This window comes from Paenibacillus sp. MB22_1 (assembly GCF_047200555.1).
Classification (GTDB): domain Bacteria; phylum Bacillota; class Bacilli; order Paenibacillales; family Paenibacillaceae; genus Fontibacillus; species Fontibacillus phoenicis.
Window position 1 is genome coordinate 2453385 of sequence record NZ_JBLADV010000002.1, and the last position, 21487, is coordinate 2474871.

Annotated in this window: 14 protein-coding genes and 1 riboswitch; of the genes, 11 read left to right on the forward strand and 3 right to left on the reverse strand. The window is 55.1% G+C overall.

Annotated elements, in window-relative coordinates:
* Window positions 1–9 precede the first annotated feature (9 nt).
* Entirely contained in the window at window positions 10–981 is a 972-nt protein-coding gene (locus tag ACL02P_RS22950; RefSeq protein ID WP_009224679.1) for an ABC transporter permease, read from the reverse strand.
* Between the two features lie 269 nt (window positions 982–1250).
* Between ACL02P_RS22950 and ACL02P_RS22955 the strand changes: the two genes are divergently transcribed.
* From ACL02P_RS22955 to ACL02P_RS22980, 6 genes are all read left to right on the forward strand, one after another.
* Window positions 1251–2852 (forward strand): response regulator transcription factor, encoded by a 1602-nt coding sequence (locus ACL02P_RS22955; protein WP_009224680.1) that lies wholly within the window; start codon window positions 1251–1253, stop codon window positions 2850–2852.
* Window positions 2830–4656: a sensor histidine kinase gene (locus ACL02P_RS22960; protein ID WP_009224681.1), complete on the forward strand. Its 1827-nt coding sequence runs from the start codon at window positions 2830–2832 to the stop codon at window positions 4654–4656. The genes ACL02P_RS22955 and ACL02P_RS22960 overlap by 23 nt, the downstream gene beginning before the upstream one ends.
* A 159-nt stretch (window positions 4657–4815) precedes the next feature.
* Entirely contained in the window at window positions 4816–6453 is a 1638-nt protein-coding gene (locus tag ACL02P_RS22965) for an ABC transporter substrate-binding protein (protein WP_036644921.1), read from the forward strand.
* Between the two features lie 173 nt (window positions 6454–6626).
* Window positions 6627–8705: an alpha-galactosidase gene (locus ACL02P_RS22970; protein ID WP_412838156.1), complete on the forward strand. Its 2079-nt coding sequence runs from the start codon at window positions 6627–6629 to the stop codon at window positions 8703–8705.
* Between the two features lie 7 nt (window positions 8706–8712).
* Window positions 8713–10821: an alpha-galactosidase gene (locus ACL02P_RS22975; protein ID WP_412838157.1), complete on the forward strand. Its 2109-nt coding sequence runs from the start codon at window positions 8713–8715 to the stop codon at window positions 10819–10821.
* 419 nt (window positions 10822–11240) lie between these two features.
* Complete coding sequence (locus ACL02P_RS22980; RefSeq protein ID WP_323075894.1) at window positions 11241–11450, forward strand: hypothetical protein; 210 nt, start codon at window positions 11241–11243, stop codon at window positions 11448–11450.
* Between the two features lie 136 nt (window positions 11451–11586).
* On the opposite strand, the gene ACL02P_RS22985 is transcribed toward ACL02P_RS22980, so the two are convergent.
* The gene (locus ACL02P_RS22985; protein WP_412838158.1) at window positions 11587–17019 is read right to left on the reverse strand and encodes a S8 family serine peptidase; all 5433 of its coding nucleotides are present in this window, start codon (window positions 17017–17019) and stop codon (window positions 11587–11589) included.
* Window positions 17020–17515: 496 nt separating this feature from the next.
* A riboswitch (glycine riboswitch) is annotated at window positions 17516–17642 on the forward strand.
* A gap of 163 nt (window positions 17643–17805) precedes the next feature.
* Here ACL02P_RS22985 and sdaAB point away from each other — a divergent pair.
* Both sdaAB and sdaAA read left to right on the forward strand, forming a co-directional pair.
* Entirely contained in the window at window positions 17806–18477 is a 672-nt protein-coding gene (gene sdaAB / locus ACL02P_RS22990) for an L-serine ammonia-lyase, iron-sulfur-dependent subunit beta (RefSeq protein WP_009226214.1), read from the forward strand.
* A gap of 17 nt (window positions 18478–18494) precedes the next feature.
* A complete protein-coding gene (gene sdaAA / locus ACL02P_RS22995; protein WP_009226215.1) occupies window positions 18495–19376 on the forward strand; it encodes an L-serine ammonia-lyase, iron-sulfur-dependent, subunit alpha in 882 nt (293 codons plus the stop codon).
* Between the two features lie 266 nt (window positions 19377–19642).
* On the opposite strand, the gene ACL02P_RS23000 is transcribed toward sdaAA, so the two are convergent.
* Window positions 19643–19840 carry an MFS transporter gene (locus ACL02P_RS23000; protein WP_232282344.1) on the reverse strand — a complete coding sequence of 66 codons (198 nt, stop codon included), beginning with the start codon at window positions 19838–19840 and terminating at the stop codon, window positions 19643–19645.
* A gap of 132 nt (window positions 19841–19972) precedes the next feature.
* Between ACL02P_RS23000 and ACL02P_RS23005 the strand changes: the two genes are divergently transcribed.
* The 3 genes from ACL02P_RS23005 to ACL02P_RS23015 all read left to right on the forward strand — a co-directional run bounded on the left by ACL02P_RS23005 (window position 19973) and on the right by ACL02P_RS23015 (window position 21378).
* The gene (locus ACL02P_RS23005) at window positions 19973–20311 is read left to right on the forward strand and encodes an ArsR/SmtB family transcription factor (protein ID WP_339301620.1); all 339 of its coding nucleotides are present in this window, start codon (window positions 19973–19975) and stop codon (window positions 20309–20311) included.
* An 89-nt stretch (window positions 20312–20400) separates the two neighbouring features.
* Complete coding sequence (locus tag ACL02P_RS23010; RefSeq protein ID WP_316010094.1) at window positions 20401–21162, forward strand: SDR family NAD(P)-dependent oxidoreductase; 762 nt, start codon at window positions 20401–20403, stop codon at window positions 21160–21162.
* A 69-nt stretch (window positions 21163–21231) separates the two neighbouring features.
* On the forward strand, window positions 21232–21378 hold the full coding sequence (locus ACL02P_RS23015) for a hypothetical protein (RefSeq protein WP_412838159.1): 147 nt from the start codon (window positions 21232–21234) through the stop codon (window positions 21376–21378).
* Window positions 21379–21487: the final 109 nt, after the last annotated feature.

Here is a 21487-nt window from a genome sequence, read left to right on the forward strand (position 1 = left end):
ATGCCAGGTTTAGAATAAGGACTGGCCGTTGATTTTTTTCGCGATTTGGTTGACGATCACCACGATGATAAAGGCGACCACCGAGCTGAACATGCCGACAGCGGAAGCGTAAGAGAACATCCCGTTCTGGATCCCGTAGCGGAACGAGTAGGTTGAGAGCACGTCGGAGTAATCCTTCGTCAAATCGTTCCCGAGCAGGAAGTGCTGGTCGAACCCGGCGTTCAGAATGCCGCCCATGGCCAGAATCAGCAGGATGACGATCGTCGGCTTTAGATGCGGGAACGTGATATAACGGATTTGCTTAAACCGGTTGGCCCCATCCACCTTGGCCGCTTCGTACAATTCCGGGTTGATGGAAGAGATCGCCGCCAAATACATGATCGAGCTGTAGCCCATATCCTTCCACGTATTGCCCAAGGCGACAATCCACCAGAAGTACTTGCCGTTTTGCAGGAACAGGATGCTCTCATTGGTAATATGGAGAAACTTCAGCAACGCGTTCACCGCACCATCCGAGGACAGCAGCGTAACGATAATGTTGGCCGCGATAACCCAGGAGATGAAATACGGCAAATAGGAGGACGTTTGCACGATTTTTTTGAATTGGACGTTTTTGATTTCGTTAATGGCCAGCGCGATCAGGATTGGCATCGGAAACGAGAACAGGAGTGTAATCAACGTCGAAGCCAACGTGTTGCGCAGGATGATCAGGAAATCGCCGTTATTAAAAAAATAACGAAACCACTGCAATCCCACGAATTCGCTGTGGAACAGACTGTACCAGAAACGGCCGAGCGTGGGCTGGTAGTTCACGAACGACATATACAATCCGGCCATTGGAGCATAGGCGAACAGGATCGCCCAGATGAGCGCCGGCAGCATCAAGAGGAACAGGTATTTTTGTTGTTTGAAGACGGGCCAAACTTTCCGGCGCGGGAGGTTCAGGTCCGTGCCTTCACGTAGCTTCAAGTCGGTTTGCATAGCGGCACCTCGCATTGGTTTTCTAGTTCAAGTTCAAGTCAGGACGTCCAGCCTATGGCTTAAAAAAATTATAAGACCCCCGAAAAATCCGTGTCGATAAAGCAAAACATCGAATCATGCTTGAAAATAACTTTCATGCGAAAGGAGGATTCAGCTCCCGAAGATGTAAGCGCTATAATTAAAGTGGACGCAGGAAGTCGTAAGTTGAAAGGACCGTCCTCCCAGGACGGTGATCAGGCATAGAAAGACATACGAAGGGGGCTTGCGGCATGTACAGCATTTTTCTGGTGGACGACGAGCAATTGGAATTGGAGATGATGCGGGACTTCATCCGTTGGGAGGAGATGGGGATATACGTCGCCGGCGTCGGCATCAACGGGAAGGATGCCCAAGAGAAGATCCAAGCCATTCAGCCTGACATTGTGCTGACAGACGTCCAGATGCCCTTCATGGACGGCCTGGAGTTGGCAAGGTGGGTCAGGGAGCAGTATGACTGGATGCAGATTGTATTTCTGACCGGTCATGACGAGTTTAGTTATGTGAAATCAGCCTTGCACGTCGGAGCGGTCGGTTATTTGCTTAAGCCGCTGGATCTGGAGGAAATCTCCGGAGTAATGGCGCGGGTGAAGCAAAAGTGCGAAGAGGTACGTTTAAAATATAAATCGGTTCAGATGACGAAAGCCAAGTTGTTGAAAGAGCTACTCCACGAAAAATCACCGGTTCGGCAGGAGCAGCTCACCGCCGAGCTTCGCAAGCTGGAACGGGGAGGAGCCTCCGGCCCTTCCTATTCGCTGGCGCTTTGCAGCGCGGACCGCAGCGCAAGCGGCATCAACGGCGGAGAGCCCGACGGCACAGGGGAGGCGGGTTCGTTGGAAGCCGCGATCTCCCGTCTGCCCGAGGTGACGGAGGAATATTTCCACGCCGTCCGTAAGGACGCGGTGGTTGCTGTGCTGCAGGAAGGGGAGCTGGCGATCTTTATCGCGGCTGAACCCGAAAGCGGAAGCCAGCCCGCCATGACGCGAGAGCAGTGGGGGACGCTGCAGCAGACGGTCCGGGGATTGTTGGGGCTGTCAGTCACGCTCGCCATCGGCAACGAAGCGGTCGAACCGGCCGGCATCGCCCAACTGTATGAACGGGTGCGCAGCTTGCGAGACGAGCGTTTTTTCCTTGGGCCGGGGCAGATTTTGGTCGCAGGTGACGTCAAACCGGGATACCGCTACGGCACGCTGCCGCCCTTCCCGGAGCAGGCGTGGCTGGAGGCGCTGCAGCAGCTGCGCAGCGAAGAGGCGGAAGCGATGTTGCATGATTATCTCATAAACGTTCGCCAGCTGCGGATCGATAAATCGCTTGTGTACGAGTGGGCGATCGACCTGCTGGACCGCTTGGAGGAACAGATTCACAGTCCGAGCTTAAACGGCCAGGCCGAACCGGTCAAACGTGCCGCCCTGTATCAATCGGTTTACGATTGTCAGACGCTGCAGGAGATCGAAGCGGCGATTTGGCGGGCGGCAGCGCATTATTTGGAGCTGCTGATGGAGCGGGCCACGGACAAGAACGCCAAGCTGGTGCATCAGGTCTGCCAGATCATCGATAATACGTATCATGAGCCGATCACCATTCAAAGCTTGTCCAGCCAAGTGTATTTGTCGCCGAACTATCTGCGCTCGATCTTCCGGGACAAAACCGGGATGACGATTCACGACTATCTGACTCGCATCCGCCTGGAGAAAGCGAAGGAGATGCTGGCGGATCCATCGCTGAAGGTACAGGATATCGCCCAGAAAATCGGTTACGAGAGCACGTCCTATTTCATTTCCTTATTCGTGAAAAACCAAGGAGTCACGCCAAATGAATATCGAAAAAATCTTTAAAGGGACGGAAGGAATGAACCCGATCGCTCGGCGGTTGTCCTTGTTCAGGCATCATTGGTTCGCCAATCTTCGGCTGCGCAACAAGCTGTTTATTATTTTCCTTCTCGTGTCTTTTATCCCGTGCTCCGTGCTGATTTATTATTCCTATACCTCCACGCGGAACACGATTACGGAGCAGACGTACGCTTCGTTAAGCGGGACGCTCAATCAGATCAATACGAACCTTGAAAACCGGCTGGGGTATTATGAGCAGCTGACCAATATTTTGTATATGGATGCGCAGCTGCGGAACTTTTTGTCCAACGATTACGAACAGGCCTATTATTATCTCGATGCGTTCCGCTACATCAATCGGACGATGTCCTCCATGATGATTTCCAACGCGAATATTCAGGGCATCACCATTTACATCGATAACAAGACGTTGTATTCCGATAAGCAGTACATCCGATATACCGAGGAGCTGCCGGAAACGGTGAAGCAGCAAGCGCTGAATGCGGCCGGGAGTCCGGTTTACACCCATATCGAAGATCCGCAAACCGGCACGTCCTATGTCACGCTGGCCCGTTCGCTCAGTTACTTTAGCTTGTCGCACCCTTACGGCATTCTAACGATCAATATCGACGACAAGGAAATCTATTCCCTGATCGAAAAAGAGAACGTTAATAAGAGCGTCTACATCATCGACGAGACCGGCCGCGTGATCAGCTCCGGTGATGCGGCGATGAAGGGGAATCAGCTGTTTGACCTTTATCCCATTCAAGCGGATTTAACGTTGTCCAGCGGGAAATTTGATAAGCGGATTGGCGGACAGGAGTTGTTTTTTACCTACAAAAAGCTACGCAACGGATGGACGACGGTAATTACCGTCCCTTATGACGAACTGCTCGCCAATACGAATAAAGCGACTAAACGGATTGTCTGGATTTCGGTCACTGTGATCGCGGTTGCCGCCCTGCTCATTTTCGTGACGGCGAAGGTGATCACGAAACGGATTGAGGGGCTGCTGCAGCAAATTCGCAAGGTGGAGCGGGGGAATTTCCAGGTTCAACGCATGCCGATGGGAAACGATGAGATCGGGCAGCTGTCGTACGCGTTCCAGAAGATGGCGGCGCGTATTCAGGAACTGATTAATGAGGTATACGTTAAGGAAATCGCCGTAAAGGATTCGGAGCTGACGACGCTGCAGGCGCAGATCAATCCGCATTTTCTATACAATACGTTGTCCTCGATCTCCTCGCTGGCTTTGAAGGAAGGCAGCATGCAGGTCTATCAGATGGTTAACCATTTATCGAAGTATTATCGAATCTCGCTGAACAAGGGCAAACGGGTGGTGTTGCTGGAACAGGAAATCCAGTTAGTCAAAAACTACGTTTCTATTCAGGCCATCCGGTTCCGCGGGATGCTGCATATGCACTACGATTTGGACGAGTCGTTGTTTAACCGGACGGTGATCAAGTTGATATTGCAGCCATTTATCGAGAACTGCATCCATCACGCGATCTGGAGTGAGACCGGCATCAACATTATCGTCAAGCTCAAGGCGGAAGGAGAGGATCTGTTGCTGCAGGTTATCGACGACGGACAGGGCATGACCCGCCAGCGGCTGGAGGAGGCGTTTAATAAATCAAGCAATCAATCCGGCTATGGTATCAAAAATGTCGACGACCGAATCAAACTGGCTTACGGGGAACGATATGGGGTGGAAATCTTCAGCCGGCTTGGCATCGGGACGAATGTGACGATCCGCCTGCCGCTGAATCCGAACGCGTCCGAGCTGGAAACGCGGCTGAATACGGGGTGATAACGAGCTATAGCAGGGGCTCAAACTGAGGGGAGCCGATGAAAGTCGTTTTCCATTATGAATAGTAACATTGCGTTATGGATATACATGGGGGCGCTTTTTACAATTGAGTTGAGCTTGAGGTCCAAGCGCAAATGTACAAGAGAGGGGTTTACGCAAATGAAGAAGAAGCTGCTATTCATGGTATCCTCTATGATGATCCTTGCCCTGCTCGCTGGCTGCGGGTCCGGGAACGCCCCGTCGGCGGGAGGAAATTCTCCTGCGGCGAACGGAGGGACAAACGGAGAGGCGGCAGATGATAAGTCGCCGATCACGTTGACGTTGTTTGACCAGAACACCGGGGATCCGTTTACGAACCCTGTGGCGAAAGCGATTACAGAAAAAACCGGCGTGACCGTAGAAATCCAGCAGCCCACCGGGAATCCAGCGGAGAAGCTGAACCTGATGCTGGCAAGTAACGATTTGCCGGACATCGTGCTAATGAGCCGCGGAAGCGACATCATGAACAAGTATATCTCCTCGGGAGCCGTGATCCCGCTGGACGATCTGATCGAGAAATACGGACCGAACATCAAGAAAATGTACGGGGATACGCTGAAGAAAACGCGCAGTGCGGACGGGAAGAACTACTATCTGGCCAACTGGTACGGCCTGGAGCAGTACCCGGTGTTTGGCTTCCTGATGCGGATGGACTTGATGAAGGAGCTGGGCGTTGGGGATAAGGTGAACAACGGCGAGCCGTTTACAGCCGAAGAGTTCGAGAACCTGTTAAAGGCGTTTAAGGAGAAGTACCCAACGATTGACGGCAAGGAAACCATTCCGATGACGTTAAATGGCGACAACATGAGTGGAGTTACCGGTACGTTCAAAGGAATGTATGGCATTATGCCGTATTACGAGAAGGACGGCAAGCTGCTGAAGGATATCCGCGATCCGCGGTATTTGGAAATGATGAAATTTATGAACTCCTTGTATCGCCAAGGCCTGCTCGACAAAGAGTGGGTGACGATGAAGACGAAGCAGTATGAGCAGAAGCTGGCGGCGGGGAACGTATTTGCTACGGCGGATGCCAGCTGGAACGTGGGCGGAGCGAACGGTTTGCTGAAGGCGGATGCTCCGGACCCAGCTAAGGCGGAGGAAAGACAGTTCTATCAATATAAGGTGCTGGCACCGGGGATTGGACCGGACCAAACGACGTATGGGCCGAAGAGCTCGTTGGGTTGGGACGGTATCTCCATCACCAAGACGAACAAGGATCCGGTCCGTACGATCAAGTTCTTGGATTTCCTTGCCAGCGAGGAAGGGCAGTATTTGATGATGTGGGGCGTGGAAGGCGTGCATTGGGACATGAAGGACGGCAAGCACGTGCCGCGTCAAGAAGTGCTGGACGCCTTCAAGAAGGATTGGGCGGAAGCTTCCCGCACGACCGGGATCCGCAAATGGACCTGGACGATCAAGAACGGACCAGGCTCCGACGGCACGCCGTATGACCTGATCGGCCGCGGGATGAGCGATCCGACGACGGACCTGGCGATCAAGAACCTCGCGGATACGTCGTTTGATACGGCGCCTTATGACAGCCTTGGCCCGGACGGCGGTACACCGGAAGCGATTATGGAGACGAAGGTCAACGAGACGATTAACGAGTACTTCCTGAAGATGGCCCTGGCTCCTAGCGAGCAAGACGTGGTAACCTTGTACAACACCATGATGAAGCAAGTAGAGGCTGCAGGCTTATCGAAACTGGAAGAAGTGTATAACAAGAAGTATCAAGAACGTATGGAATTGTGGAAATAAGACGCTGTGACTGAAGCGGCGGGGGAATGGGTTCCTCCGCTGCTTTGTTTTTTTGAACGAAGCTGCTAATCAAAAAAGGCATATCCCGTTATCAATCGGAACATCGTTGCATAGAACCCCGCAAGGTTCGACCTTATAATGGGGGCGAATAAGCGGAGAAGGGGTGGAGTTGAATGACCATAAACGGACCTATCACGGAAAAAGTTCGCTTCTGGGCGGAATCAGATACGCATAGGCATTTGGATAACGGGCTTGGCCGCTTAAGCTTTGATCTGGCCGGCGGCACCTTTGCCTGGACCTGCCGCGAAGCGCTGGTTTGGCAAGAGATTCGCAGCGCGTATCGGTGGCAGGGGAGGGAATACCATACCGGTCAGTATGAACGCCATGAAGTGATCGGGGAGCCGAAGGAGCTGAACGATGCTTTTGGGTATGGCCTGCAGGTGGGGATTCGTCATGAAAAACCGGGGTTACCGAAGTTGGAGCAGTATTTTTACCTTTATGAGCAGCAGCCTTTCTTCTTGATTCGAGTCGTTGTGGCAGGGGAGGCGGGGCTGAAGCTAAACCGCATTGCGGTGCTGCAGTCCGCCAAGCTGGATTTCGAAAAAGCCGATGGCAACGGGGAGGACCAACTGCATGCCCTGCGCATCCCCTACGACAACGATAAATGGGTGCGTTACATCGCGAAGCCGCTGCCTTGGGAGACGGAAAGCTATGAAGCGGCAGCGTTGTTTTATCCGGGCAGCCGGCAGGGCTTCGTTACAGGCTCGGTGTCCCATGATGTTTGGAAATCGGGCATCCGCATCCGAAGCGAACGGGCTGGCAAGCTGGACGAGTTCGAGCTTTATGCCGGAGCGGCGGGCGAAATGACGCGGGATACACAACCGCATGGGTATGTGCATGGGCCGCGGGTCAGCTCCCCGCTGGTGTTTGCGGGATACTACGACGATTACCGCGAGGGGCTGGAGGCATATGGCCGTGCTAACGCGGCGGTGGAGCCGCCGCTGAAGTGGGAAGGCGGCGTGCCGTTTGGCTGGAACAGCTGGTCGGCGGCGATGAGTACGCTGGATTACGAGTTGTATACGTCAACTAGTGATTTTCTGAAACGCGAGGTGCAGCCGCTGGGCTTTGAGAGCGGGGAGACGCTCTATATCAACTTCGACGCCTTCTGGGACCGGCTGACGGCGGAAGAGATGGCGGATGCGCTGCGCCGGGTGCGGGAGAACGGGCACAAGCCGGGCACGTATTGGACGCCGTTTGCGTTCTGGGGCAGTCCGGAGCAATTCAGCCGGGAAGTGGAGGGCACAAACGGCAAGTATACGTACGGCGAGATCCTGCTTCGCGATGCAGAAGGGGAGATCGTAGCCGACATTGCCGGCGGTTTGGCGATTGATCCAACGCATCCGGGGGCGCTGCAGCGGATCGATTGGTTTACGGAGAAGATCATTCGCGAAGGCTTCGAATACGTGAAGCTCGACTTCATGGCGCACGGGGCGCTGGAAGGGAAGCATTATGACCCTTCGATCACAACCGGCATCGCTGCTTACCGCCACGGCTTATCTTATCTGGCGTCGAAGCTGTCGCCGGAGGCGGTCGGACGGCCGTTTTTTATCAATCTGTCAATTGCACCGCTGTTTCCGTACGCTTTTGCCCATAGCCGCCGCATTTCCTGCGATGTATTTGGGCAGATCGGGGATACGGAATATTTGCTGAATTCATTGACTTATGGCTGGTGGATGAATGACCGCTTGTACCGATTTAACGACCCGGACCATACGGTACTGTACAAAAGCTTCAATCAGGAAGAGACAGCCTGGCACGAAGGGCGCAGCCGGCTGACGGCGTCGGTCATCGCCGGAACGCTGCTGCTGCTTGGCGACGACTTCCGCAAGGAAGGAGCGGCAGAACGCGCCAAAGCATGGCTTGGCAACCGCGCGGTGATGGACGTCGCTCGTTTGGGGCAAACCTTCCGCCCGTTGGAGTGGGGCTTTGGTGATCGGGCAGCCGATGTATTCGTGCTGGAAGCTCTCGCTTCAGAGACAACCGGCGGCAATGCGCTGTATGTGGCGGTGTTTAACTTCGACGGGACGAGGGGAGCCCGAAAGACGGTATCTCTGGCGCGTGCGGGTCTCGATCCGAAGGTGCTGTACAAGGTTGATGATTTGTGGGAAGGCACGGAACATGAAACCGCAGGTGAGTTGGTCGTTGACCTGAAACCGGCGGAAGCGAAACTATTTAAACTCAGCGGACGGTGATCTGAACATGGCAATTTGGGTGGATGAACAAAATCGATTATTTGCGTTGCAAACCAACGGCAGCTCCTACGTGTTTGGCCTGAATGAGAAGGGCCGGCTACAGCATTTGTATTGGGGAGCGCCGATCGATCCGGCAGAGGCATTGCCGCTGCTGGGGACGCGGGGGCATAGCTCCTTCGACGCGGAGATCGAACGGGAAGCGGAGGAGTACAGCTTCTGGGGCGGTGTCGGGTATGTTGAGCCGTCGCTGAAAGTGACTTGGCCGGATGGGGTGCGTGATTTTTGCCCGAAATATATCGGGTGCCGGGTCGATCAGCAAAATGGGAAAGATACGCTAACGCTGACGTTTCAAGATGAGGTGTATCCGTTTGAGGGTCTCTTGAGCTATGCGGCTATTGCCGAGCACGACGTGCTGGAGCGGTCCGCCAGCTTCGTGAATTTGGGAAGCGAGCCGGTGCTCCTGGAGACGACACAATCGGCTGCCTGGACGATGCCGGCGCTGCGGAACTATCGGTTTACGCATGTCACCGGGAAGTGGGCGGGTGAGTTCCAGCTGCGACGTACTTTCTTATCCGAAGGCAAAAAGGTCCTGGAATCGCGGCGCGGCTTCACCGACGGCCATGCCAATCCGTGGTTTGCCGTCGATGACGGGACGGCGGCGGAGGACCGCGGCGACGTCTGGTTCGGGGCGCTGGCGTGGAGCGGTAACTGGAAGATCGTCGCCGAACAAACCGCGTTTGGTCACGTTCGCGTCACTGGCGGCATCCACGACTTCGATAGCACGTGGCTGCTTGGCCCCGGCGAGACGTTTGCCGCGCCGATGTTTGTCGGCGGTTATAGCGCCGCCGGGTTCGGCGGGATGAGCCGGAAGCTGCATCGCTATCAGCACGATTACGTGCTGCCGAGCCGGGAGCCGCGCAAGGTGCTGTACAACTCCTGGGAAGCGACGTATTTCGATGTGAACGCCCAGGATCAAATGGCGTTAGCGGAGCGTGCGGCCAAGCTCGGCGTTGAGCTGTTCGTCGTTGACGACGGCTGGTTTGGGGCGCGCAATCACGATCGGGCCGGGTTGGGCGACTGGGTCGTCAACCGGGAAAAGTTCCCGAACGGGCTTGGCGAGCTGATCGATCGGGTGCAGGAGCTTGGCATGGAGTTCGGAATCTGGGTGGAGCCCGAGGCGGTGAACCCGGACAGCGACCTGTACCGGAGTCATCCGGATTGGGTGTACCATTTCCCGACGCGGGGACGGACGGAGCTGCGCAACCAGCTGCTCTTAAACATCTCCAAGCCGGAGGTCAAAAACTACATCCTGGAGTTCATGACCGATCTGCTTAGCCAGCATCAAATCAAGTTCATTAAATGGGACATGAACCGGACGGTGACGGAGCCGGGGATGAAGGATCATCCGCTGAACCGCCAGAAGGAGATTTGGATTCGGCACGTGCAAAGCCTGTATGAGATCTGGGCCGAGCTGCGCCGGCGTTTCCCGCACGTGGAATTTGAGACTTGTGCGGGCGGGGGATCGCGCATCGACCTCGGCATTTTCCGCTATGCCGACCAGGCTTGGCCCAGCGATAATACCGATGCCTTCGACCGGCTGAGCATTCAGGAGGGCTTCTCCTATGTGTATGCGCCGAAGATGATGACCTGCTGGGTGACGGAGTCCCCTACCGGGATGAACCGCCGCGTCCTGTCGCTGCCGTACCGGTTCCACAGTGCGATGATGGGGACGCTGGGCATCGGTGCGAACCTGAACCATTGGAGCGACGCGGAGCTTGAGGAGGCCGCCGGGTTCGTCCGGCAATACAAAGCGATCCGTCCGCTGGTGCAGTTCGGCGATCAGTACCGGCTGGATGCGCTGAGCCACCTGGGCGTGACGGCGGTCCAATACGTGGATAAGGCCCGCGGGGACAGCGTGCTGCTGGCGTTCCTGCATTCGCAGCGGCTGGGCGATCGCCTGCCTCGCTTGCGCCTGCAAGGCCTCGCGCCGGACAAAGCCTACGCGATCGAAGGGCTGCCCGGCACCTGGAGCGGCCGCAGCCTGATGCAAATCGGCATCGAGCTCCCGCTGCGCGGCGACTTCGACAGCGTGCTGTACCGGATTCGCGAAGCGTAGTGCGCGACCGAAACCCCAGCCGATAGAGGTTGGGGTTTCTTTACGTTGCCTGTTTAGCGGTAAAAATGTCCCTTATTTTCCACTCTACCTTGGAAATCGAGGAAATAAGGGACTTTTATGGTGCTATTTTGCAGAGAGAGCGACGAAATGGCGGAATTTCGACCAGCATCCGGAGAATAACGCCCTTTTTGGTCGTTATTTTTTGATATCTAGCCGATGAAGCCGCAATAACGGTAAAAAGTTCCGCTATTTCCGCTGAAAGGAAAATTTTTCTTGCCATACTCCCCAATTTAAGCCGGTGTTCGAAGAGGTGATCCGCAGCTTCTCGGCTTCATAAACTGATGTGGTTGTTCTTTTGAAGCACGATAAGCTATTTTAGAGGTAACTTATCAGATGAATCGGTGGACAAGGAGGGATGGATGATGCGGCAGGTGGATCTATCGGAAATGATTCGCCCGGCAAGCCGACGGAAGCAAAAGGAGATCATCCGTACTTCGGTATCTTTAAAGCCTGTACGATTGGAGGCCGAAATCAAGCTGTTAGCACGAAGCGTGAGAAGCCGATTTTTGAAGAGTCTTTCGGAAGGACGCATTCAAATCAACAGCGAGCGAGAATGGACCTTACGCTAAAAACCGGGGAGGGACGTTAGTGTCTACCATATGGGAAAGTGAAGGGTTTCGGGAAAAATTGATCGAGGTAAAAAAATCAGCCCCAAGCGGCATAAACCACTTGGGGCCGATCTTTTTTTTGGGTCGTGTCCGAGACTTACCGGATCACGATTTTGTGAACCACGCTGTTCACCGCGCCGGCGTCATCGGTCACCGTCAAGGTGACGGTGTACGATCCAGCAGCGGAGAAGCGGTGTTTGACTTTGGGGCCGAGCTCGGTGCCGCCGTCGCTGAATGACCAGCTGTAGCGGACGATGCGGCCGTCGGCATCCGAGGAGGCGGAACCGTCAAAGTCAATTTGCTTATTCTTGGCCGCACGCTCCACGGCATGAATGACGGCTACCGGCAGGACGTTTGGCGTATTTCCGGGATCCTCGCCCGGATTTTCACCCGGCGCGCTGACGAACAAACGGCCCGGCGCTTGGAAATCGCCGCTGTTTCCAGCCGCATCGCGAACTGTAACCACGATCACGCCGCCTTCCAAGACAAGCGAGGCAGGTGTCGTGTACGTTCCTTCATAGTGCCCTGGTTCAGTTTCCGTCATCGAAATTCCGTTGCTCGAACCGCCCGATAACGATAACGGCAGTTCGATGCGGAACGAAGCCGTCAGCCCTGGAACGCTGTCAAAGGATACCGTCACCGCTTCACCTGCTGTTAAATGAACATCCTCTGCCGGTGTCAGATTAGTGATCTCCGGCAGCTCGGTATCCACGTAGACCGTCCGAGTGACCGTGGTTTCGTTTCCGGCGTGGTCCGTCGCGGTTACGGTGATCAGATTCTCACCGGCATTAATCAACATACGGTACGCGAACGCGCCGCTGCCTTCCAGCGGAACTTCTTGTCCGTTTACGGTCAGCTTGTTGATGAACTCATCAAGCGCAGAACCCGTCACGTTCAGCACTTCCGAATTGGTTCGGAAGCCGTCCACCGGTGAAACTACTTCGAGTTCCGGAGCGGTGGTGTCCAGTGTAATTGTGACTGACAGTGAACGATCTGTTGCTTTTCCGTTCACGATGACTTCGGCGGACAACGCGTTGGCTCCGTCATGAAGCTCGATCGGCAGACTGAATTGTCCGTTTTCAACCGTAGTTTCACCCGCCAGCTCGGTGCCGTTGTACACCTTCACCTCAGCGTCGTTGGCTGGAGAGGTTCCGGTCACGGTAAAGGTAGATTGATTCGTATAAGAGCCGTCCTCCGGCGACGTAATGACCGGCGCGTCCACCGGATAACGCACGATGGCACGAATCATGAAGTTGCCTTGTGCTTGTTCCGCCAAGCTCCACGCCCCATTGATTCGATTCCAGCTGCGACGGGCGTTCGGGCTGGATTCGTCGGCTGCAAGCCCCGGAGCGTTTGTTCCGGCCAAGGTTTGAATGTACACGATGTAGAAGTCGCCTTCGACAGTGACCGGTTCCGGCAGCTCGAGCACGGTCCATTGGTCATTACGCAATGCGGTACCGTCAAAAGGACCGGCTACTTGCCGACCTGGCGCTCCGTCAGGGCCGGATGCGTCGTAAACGGCGTATTGGAACTCGGTTCCGCCCGGAACAGGCCATTCGGTATTCCAGAATCGGATCGATGCGCCGGTGACTTGCACCGCGCCGGCTTCCGGCGTCATGCGTACCGCCCAGGCGTTGTTTGCCGCGTTGAAGGCCCAAGCATTTTCCGGCGTGCCATCATCGTAGGCGATTTCGCCCGGCAAGCCCACAAACGGCCTGAGCGCCAACGAGCCGTCGGCTGTACCGTTCGGCGGTACCGTAACGGTTAACGTATTCGCGTAATAATCGGCCGCTCTTGCCGACAAGGTATAGGTGCCTTCCAGAAGCTCTAATGAGAAGCTGCCATCAGCCCCGGTGATTTGCGGTGCAACCATCGCATCTTCATGCACCATTACCGTTGCGCCTTCAATCGGCTCCCCAGTACGTTTATCGGTAATCGTTCCGGTGAGCGTACCTTTCGGAATCGGCTGCAGGGTGAAGTTGACCTTGGCGTTTACCTGATCGGCGATGGTCACATTGGCCGTTTGCGGATAATAGCCGTAGGCTTCCGCTTTCAGCGTGTAATCCCCAGCAACATGATTCAAGCTGTAGCGTCCGGTGGCTGGATCGGTTTTTACAGAGCGCCCGGTTTCCACCACCGTCACGGTTGCGCTGGCCGGCAGGCTGCTGATGCCGATGTCACCGGCTGGCTTCGCTTGTTTCACCTGCTGCTCGAATTCGGCCTTGCTTGTGCGGGTCAGCTTGTAGGCCGGCCCGGATTTTACGGCCTTGTCCGTTTTTGCTCCGGCTTCGCCAAGCACGTTTTGCGTCACCTGATCTTCCGGTGTATTTACGCTAAGCACCTGAACGTTGTCGATGTACCAGCCGGCTTTCACAACGCTGCCGTCCGTCGTTAAACGGAACCGCACCTGAACTTGCTCTCCGACATAATCTTCGAGATCGTAATAAGCGGTGCTCCAAACCTTGCCATTGGTGCTATGTGAAAATTTGCCCAGCTCGTTCCATGTCGTTCCGCCGTCGGAGCTGATTTCCACATAACCGTTATCATAATTGGTTTCAATTTCAAACCAATGATCAAACACAAGGGTAGCATTATCGACGGTGCTCAAATCGATCGTCGGGGAGATGAGCGAAGCATTTGTTCCATTCTCATAGTTGCTGTCGAGATCGGTTCCCCATACGTTTGGCTCGGAGACAGCGCTAGCCGGACCGGGTACCACCGGGGTGCCGCGTTCCCATTCGTCCCGCGTGCCGCTGTGCGTCCAGCCGTTATCGCTGCTGCCGTCGAAGTTATCACTGAATACCGTCACCGGACGTACAACTGTCAGCTCCAGCTCATTGGATTTAGGGCCTTCGTTGTCACTGTAATCCGTAGCGGTGACCGCATAATAATAGGTATGATCCGTTTCAGTTGTTGTGTCGGTAAATTCCGTTTGGCCGCTTGTACCGATCACCTCATAACCGGAGCCCGAAGTGGTCGAGCGGTACACCGTGTACAATTTCACGTCCTCATCGGCGGACGGAGACCAGGACAACTCGGCACTGCCGGCAAAGTTCACGGAGCCGGTCAGATCGGCAGGTGCTTCAGGTGCGGTGGCGTCAGGTACTTGCAGGGACAGATCGTCCAGGTACCAACCGGCCTTATGCACGGAGCCGTCGCTGGTCAGTCCAAACTGCAGGTAAACTTGCTCACCGGCATAGTCGCGCAGGTCCAGGTATTGTGTTTTCCAGCCGTCGCTTGTGCCAGTGAATTCCGCTACCGGTACGAACGCGTAATCGGTGTCTAAAGAAGCGATATACACCGTGCCGATATCGTAGCCCTCCTCAAGGTCATACCAATGCTTAAAAGAGAGCAATGCCCCTTGCGGACTATCGGTCAAATTGATCGGCGGCATAAGCAGATACGAATTGCTGTTGGGGGCGTAGGTGCCGGTCAGATTGCTGGCGTACACCTTCTCACCGGAGTAGGCGCTGCCCGGTCCGCTGACTGGCGTTCCCCAAGCCCAAGTGTTGCCGGCTCCGCCAGACTGGAATCCGATGGGTTCCGACTCGAAATCTTGCAAATATCCGGGCTCGATCCCGGCTGACACCGTCACAGAATAGTGCTCGCTGTCAAATCCGTTATTGCCGTAATCATTCACGTGGATATAATATTCAAGGCCGGCTGTTCCGATCAGGAAAGCGGGGATGGTGGCTTCATATACGCCATCCTTCTCGTTTCCGGATACCCGTGTGGCCGGAATATATAAATAATGGCTGGTTCCAGCTTCTTTCGCATAAAAATCGACCGACGTGACCGCCACCTCGTCGCTGACACGGGCGGATAATGTCAAATCAAAGCCTTCATATATTAAGGTAGGCGGCGTATGCTCTAGGACCGGTTCGTCCAAGTCTTCTCCGCCGGTCACCACGCGACCGGAGACGCTGCCGATCCCTTGGAGAACAGAGCCTACGGCGTTCAACGCATTTACAATGCCGTATCCATACCCGTTATTAGGGACTGTCTCATACTCGGCGTCTGTCCGCGGTGTGGCCGTGCTGGTCAGGATTTCCTCCAGCTGGTCTACCGTGAGGGAATGGTTGGCCTGCAGCAGCAAGGCAGCGATGGCTGTCGTATGCGGGCCTGCCATCGAGGTGCCGTCCCAGCCGCCTTCATAGGCACCACCGGGAACGGAGGACCGAATGTTGACCCCTGGTGCGGAAACTTCCGGTTTAATTTCACCGTAAGGCGAAGGTCCACGCAAAGAGAAATCCGCCAAATTCCCGTTGATGTCCGTAGCACCGGTGGCAAACGCTTCAGGATAGTTAGCTGGCGCAGCTACCGAACCGGGACCGCCGGGGTTGAAGATATCGGTGTTGCCCGCCGAGAACTCAGGGAAGATTTGCGCGCTTCTCCAAGCTTGTACGATCGGGCGGAACCATTCATCAATACCGGGGCCTCCTCCCCAGGAATTGTTCACCACGTCCGGAGCCAGCTCCGGATGCAGATTCCCTTCGGCATCCACCGGGGCGAGCAACCATTGGCCGCCGTCCAGAATGATGGCATCCGTGGTGGAGGGGTTAAAGATACGGACTGCGATCCATTTCGCCCCAGGCGCAACGCCGATCTGGTTCGAGCCGTCCGGCTCCGAACCAACCATCGTTCCCATGGTGTGCGTGCCGTGGCCGTGGCTATCGGTAGGCAGCGAAGCATGGCTGTGCGGATCATACCAGCTGAGTTCGGGATTCACGATATTGCCCGAAGCATCAAGGGCCCGCCATTTGCTCCGTAGAGCCGGGTGGTTGTAATCTACCCCGGTATCGAGGTTAGCTACAACGATGCCGGTGCCGTCGATGCCCATATTCCACACCTCGGGGGCATTGACCTGGGCGATGTTCCACTCGACGCTGCTTGGAGTAACGTCGGAGGGAGCTTGACTTGTACCGCCCAGCGAAGAAGAAATTTCGTCGGCCGGTTTCACGGCAGGCTCTGCAGCCGCATCTTTGTGGATTTCAACCTTTTGCAGATGTCGTTCTTCATTCGGCAGAATTTTCTCCACTTCGGGGAAAAGGGCGATTTGCTCCAGTACTTCTTTCGAGCTTGTCACCGCCATGGCATTTACGATAAAGTAGCTTTTGTAGTCTTTCACCTCTCCGGATTGCTGGGCTTTCCGCAAGTATTCCTCCAGCGCATATTGGGTGCGGGAGGCCGTTTCGCGCAGGGCGCTGACAACGGAAGTCCGTACGGACAGCTTCGCGGCGGAAGGAGTGGATTTCTCCAGCTGGGCTTTCTGAAGAGCCAGCTTGGCGACCGAAGTTGTATCGGTCTGCTCCTTGAGTTTGACCAGGTAGGTGACGAAGTCGTCTTGCTTAAACTGGGTCTGCAATTTAGCGTCGATCTTGGCTTCGGCCACTTGGGGCGCGCTCGATCTCAGGCTGCTTTGTCCCGATACGCTGCTGCTGCTGGCGGAGGCGACGGGAACGAGAGTTAACGCAAGAAGGATCGACATGCCAAGCGAGAAAGGTTTGCGAAATCTCTTGAGACTTATCAACTTCTTCACTCCCTTTGATTAAGTTTTAAGCCCAACATCCATCCTGTGACGGCCGCCCGGAGAAACGAATAGCTGAGTCCGGACGCATTACGCCTGACAAAAATTGAAGCAAGTGCCTCTTGGGTACATCACCTCCTTCATGTAAAATAGTGGAAGCGGGTGTAAGTAAGTCATGGTGGATGTGGATGTGAGTTGAAGCCAATGCTGTGGAGAGAATCGTTTTAGTTTAGCAGGGGTCATAGAGTGAAGATAAGTTAACACGGAGCGCACCTTATTTTTCAACAATTCATAAAATAAGGTAAAATCTGGGGTTGTTACGGACAGTATATATCTGTAAAATCAGGTATACAAGTGGGTGGATGAGTAAAATATACATATTTTCTTATAAAAATAGGAAAAAATAACTAGAATTCAACGTGAACCACCGGAATTTATGTAAGATATCTTGACATCTTGCTAGCTTCGGTTTACATTAAGCACAAATTCATATCGGCGAATGAGGATGATGGGAGAGTCCGCGGGCTGATCCGAAAAGGGACGCCAGCTTAGCGGCACCGAAGGAGCAAGGGCCGGTCCTGCAGCCGGCAGCCGAATCTCTCAGGTACAAGGACCATGATCGGACGCCACTCTGGAGAGAGCGAACAGCCACCCAAGAGGTACATGGACCCGGATGTTAAGTTGAACCGGGAACATTAAACTTTCAGGTAACGGGGACAGAGCGAAAGGCAGCAGCCTTTTTGCTCTGTCTCTTTTTCGTCATAGAAAAAATGAGGGGAAGATGTAGCGATGCGATTTAAAAGCGTATTTTCTATTATCGGTCCGGCGATGATTGGGCCTTCCAGCTCACATACGGCCGGGGCTGTACGGATTGGACGATTTGCCCGTCAGCTGCTCGGAACCGCGCCGGTCAAGGCGGAGATTTGTTTCTACGGCTCCTTTGCCGAAACGTACAGCGGGCACGGTACCGATCTGGCCATCGTTGGCGGCATTCTGGATTACCGTACGGACGACGAGCGAATCCGCCAGTCGATGCAGGACGCTGAAAAGCAGGGGATTGAGGTGGTGTTTGCCACCGGAGTCCTGCCTGGGGCCCATCCGAATACGGTAAAAATAAAACTAACCCGCCAAGACGGAAGTCATATCGAGGTCATGGGGGCATCCATTGGCGGAGGGACGATCGTCATTCGCAACATCGACGGTTTTGAGGTGAAATGCTCAGGCGAGCTGCCGACGCTGGTCATCTCCCACGCAGACCGGCAAGGGGTACTGGCAGGGATTACGGCCTTGTTCAGCCGGGAGAACGTCAATATCGGCTACATTATTACCGATCGGAAAGGGCGGACCGCTGAGGCACTGACTGTTGTGGAAGCCGATTCGTCCATTCCGCCGGAATTAGTGGAGGCGATCCGTGCGTTGGAGCATGTCAGCCAAGTGTCCTATATTGATCTGACGAAGTAAAGCGAGGAGGGAGCACGATGCGTTTTAAAAATTTACGTGAGCTGGCCCAGCTCTGTGAGCGGGAATCTCGCACGATTTCCAGCATTATGATTCAGGACCAGGTGGAAGAGAGCGGGCAATCGGAGGAAGAAATTTTGGCCGCCATGAACGAATACTACCAAATCATGAAAACGGCGGTGCATAAGGGGCTGACGGAGGATATCGTCTCCACAAGCGGGCTGACCGGCGGCGATGCCAAAAGGGTGGAGGCTTACCGCAATCGCAGTGAGACCTCGGTTGGTGACATCGCATGTCAGGCCATGGCTTATGCGCTGGCCGTGTCCGAGGTGAACGCTTCGATGGGCCGGATCGTCGCCACGCCGACGGCGGGCTCGTGCGGCATCATCCCCGGCGTGTTCGTCAGCGCCCAAGAGCGCTTCGGCTGGGAGGATGAGCATCTTGTGCGCGGGTTGTTTTGCGCGGGGGCCATCGGGTACGTGATCGCCAACAACTCGTTTATTTCCGGTGCAGAAGGGGGCTGCCAAGCAGAAATCGGATCGGCGATTGGGATGGCGGCCGGTGCAATGGTTGAGCTACGCGGCGGGACGCCGGAGCAGGCGGTGCACGCCGTTGGCCTCGCGTTAAAGAACACGCTGGGGTTGATCTGTGATCCCGTTGGCGGTCTCGTCGAAATTCCTTGTATCGTGCGTAACGGCTTTGGGGCGGTGAATGCGCTGGCTGCCGCCGATATGGCCTTGGCCGGTGTGCGCAGTGCGATCCCGTCGGACGAAGTCATCGACGTGATGCTGGAGGTGGGCTCGGCGATGCCCAGCCGCCATCGCGAAACCGCGCAGGGCGGGCTGGCACAAACGCCTACCGGCCGCAAAATCATGAAGGAGCTGCGAAGCCGGAAGAAGTAGAAGGAGTTGCTCCAAAGGTTTTCTTTTTTCAGAGGTAGGGTATGGATTCGGTTTATTCCGGTTGGGCTTCCATGGTGTTGCATTGCTTCTTGTTGACTGCAATGCAACAACAACGCTGCGCAAATAAACGAACGACGAGACTAGTGCAAGCAGCTTCCCGTGACGGTCGATGACCGAACCCACTTTGCGGGAAGCGACCATCGCGAGGATCGAGCCCGGGAAGATGACCAGTCCGGCATGGCTGGCGGTTAATCCGAAGCGATGCACTAAAATTTGCGGCAGCAAAAACAAGGTGGCAAAGCTGCCAGCGATACGGCCGACATGATCAAGGCCATCGCTTTGCCGCGCCGCTGGATCGGAACGTAACGGGATAACGTAACCATCGACAACGAAACGACCGCTCCGGCACCGGATGCTTGCACGACGCGAACGGCGAGCAGAATCCAGAAGCTCGGGCTAAACAACCCGGCGACGGCGGCGAGGCCTAGTGTTGTTCGAAAATTATCGAACGATTGAAATATATCATGCCTTACCTTATGATATAAATAGGGGAGAATGAATTCATCACGAAATTTAGATATAAAGGAGTTTTCCTTATGAAGGTTCTATATCACCCCGAACGGGATGAAATCCAATTGTCTTCCGTGTTGTACGCTTTAAGTGACCCGATTCGGCTTAGCGTTGTGGCGGAAATGCGCCGCTGCGGCGAACAGCCTTGCAATCATTTCGAGGTTCCCATCGCCAAATCGACGTTGTCGCACCATATCCGGACGCTGCGGGAAGCCGGCGTCATATCGACTCGGATCCAAGGCACGCAGCGGTTTATTTCGTTGCGGGAAGTGGATTTGGAGTCCCGCTTCCCAGGTTTGCTGACCTCGATCTTGGAGGCTTATGAGAAAACAGAACATAAAGAGCTAAACGTCAAATCGAAGTAAGATGATAAGCTGATCGTTAAAATAATACGAATATCCGATTAGGTAGAGACTTGAGCTATAAATCGGAGCCAAGGGGGAGCGTACCCGTGTTGAATATTGATCTCTCAGGACAAATCGCGCTGATTACCGGAGCAACCGGCCAGTTAGGCCGGGTAATCACCCGGACGTTGTCCGCTTGCGGAGCGAAAGTGGCGATTCACTACGTGAATAATGAAGCCAAAGCCCAGGAATTGCTGCAGGAGATTACCGAAGCCGGCAGAGAAGCGATGATCGTGCGAGGCGATATCACGAAGGAAGCGGATATCCAAGCGATGAAAGCGAAGGTAGCGGCCGAGCTTGGCGATCCGGATATCGTCGTCGCCAATGCCGTGGTGCAGTATAACTGGACCTCGGTTCTGGAGCAGCCGGCAGAGGATTATGTGAGCCAATTTGAATCCTGCGTTCTGCAGAGCGTGTTTCTGGCCAAGGCGTTTATTCCGGCGATGATGGGCAAAAGAAAAGGTCGCTTCATCGGAATTAATACCGAGTGCGCCATGCAGAATTTCCCCAACCAGTCGGCGTATACGGCAGGAAAAAGAGGCATGGACGGCGTTTACCGCGTCCTGGCCAAGGAGGTTGGGGAGTACGGGATTACCGTTAATCAGGTCGCCCCGGGCTGGACGATCAGCGATCGCGACCGCGAGCTTGCGGATCGGAATGATGCCGCTTATATCGCTGGAGTTCCGCTGAAGCGGCGGGGGGAAGATCAGGATATTGCCAATGCGGTTGCGTTCCTGGCTTCCGAGTTAGCCGGTTTTATCACGGGGGCGTACCTCCCGGTGACCGGTGGAAATGTCATGCCGGCCATCTAGGCCCATGACGACGACCAAGCTCTCGGGCAAGCAAGCCACCCCGAAGGCATACCTATCGGTACTCGGCCTGTGCTGGCTTGCGCTTGGATCGAGCGCTGCGGTACACCGCCGCCTTTGGGGATAGAGCTGCTGGTTGAAGCTGCATTGCCGGACTTAGACAGCGGGCTTCAGGAGGAGATCGGCCTGCTGCTGGCGCGTAAGCGGAGCGGAGCCTGAGCCGTGTCTTCTGCGAGTAGACAGCTATTTGTCCGACCGGATAGAAAAATTTGAGCAACTCGCATCGACCTGGGAATCCCAAAGCCCAAATACGGCCCCGGCTTTGTCA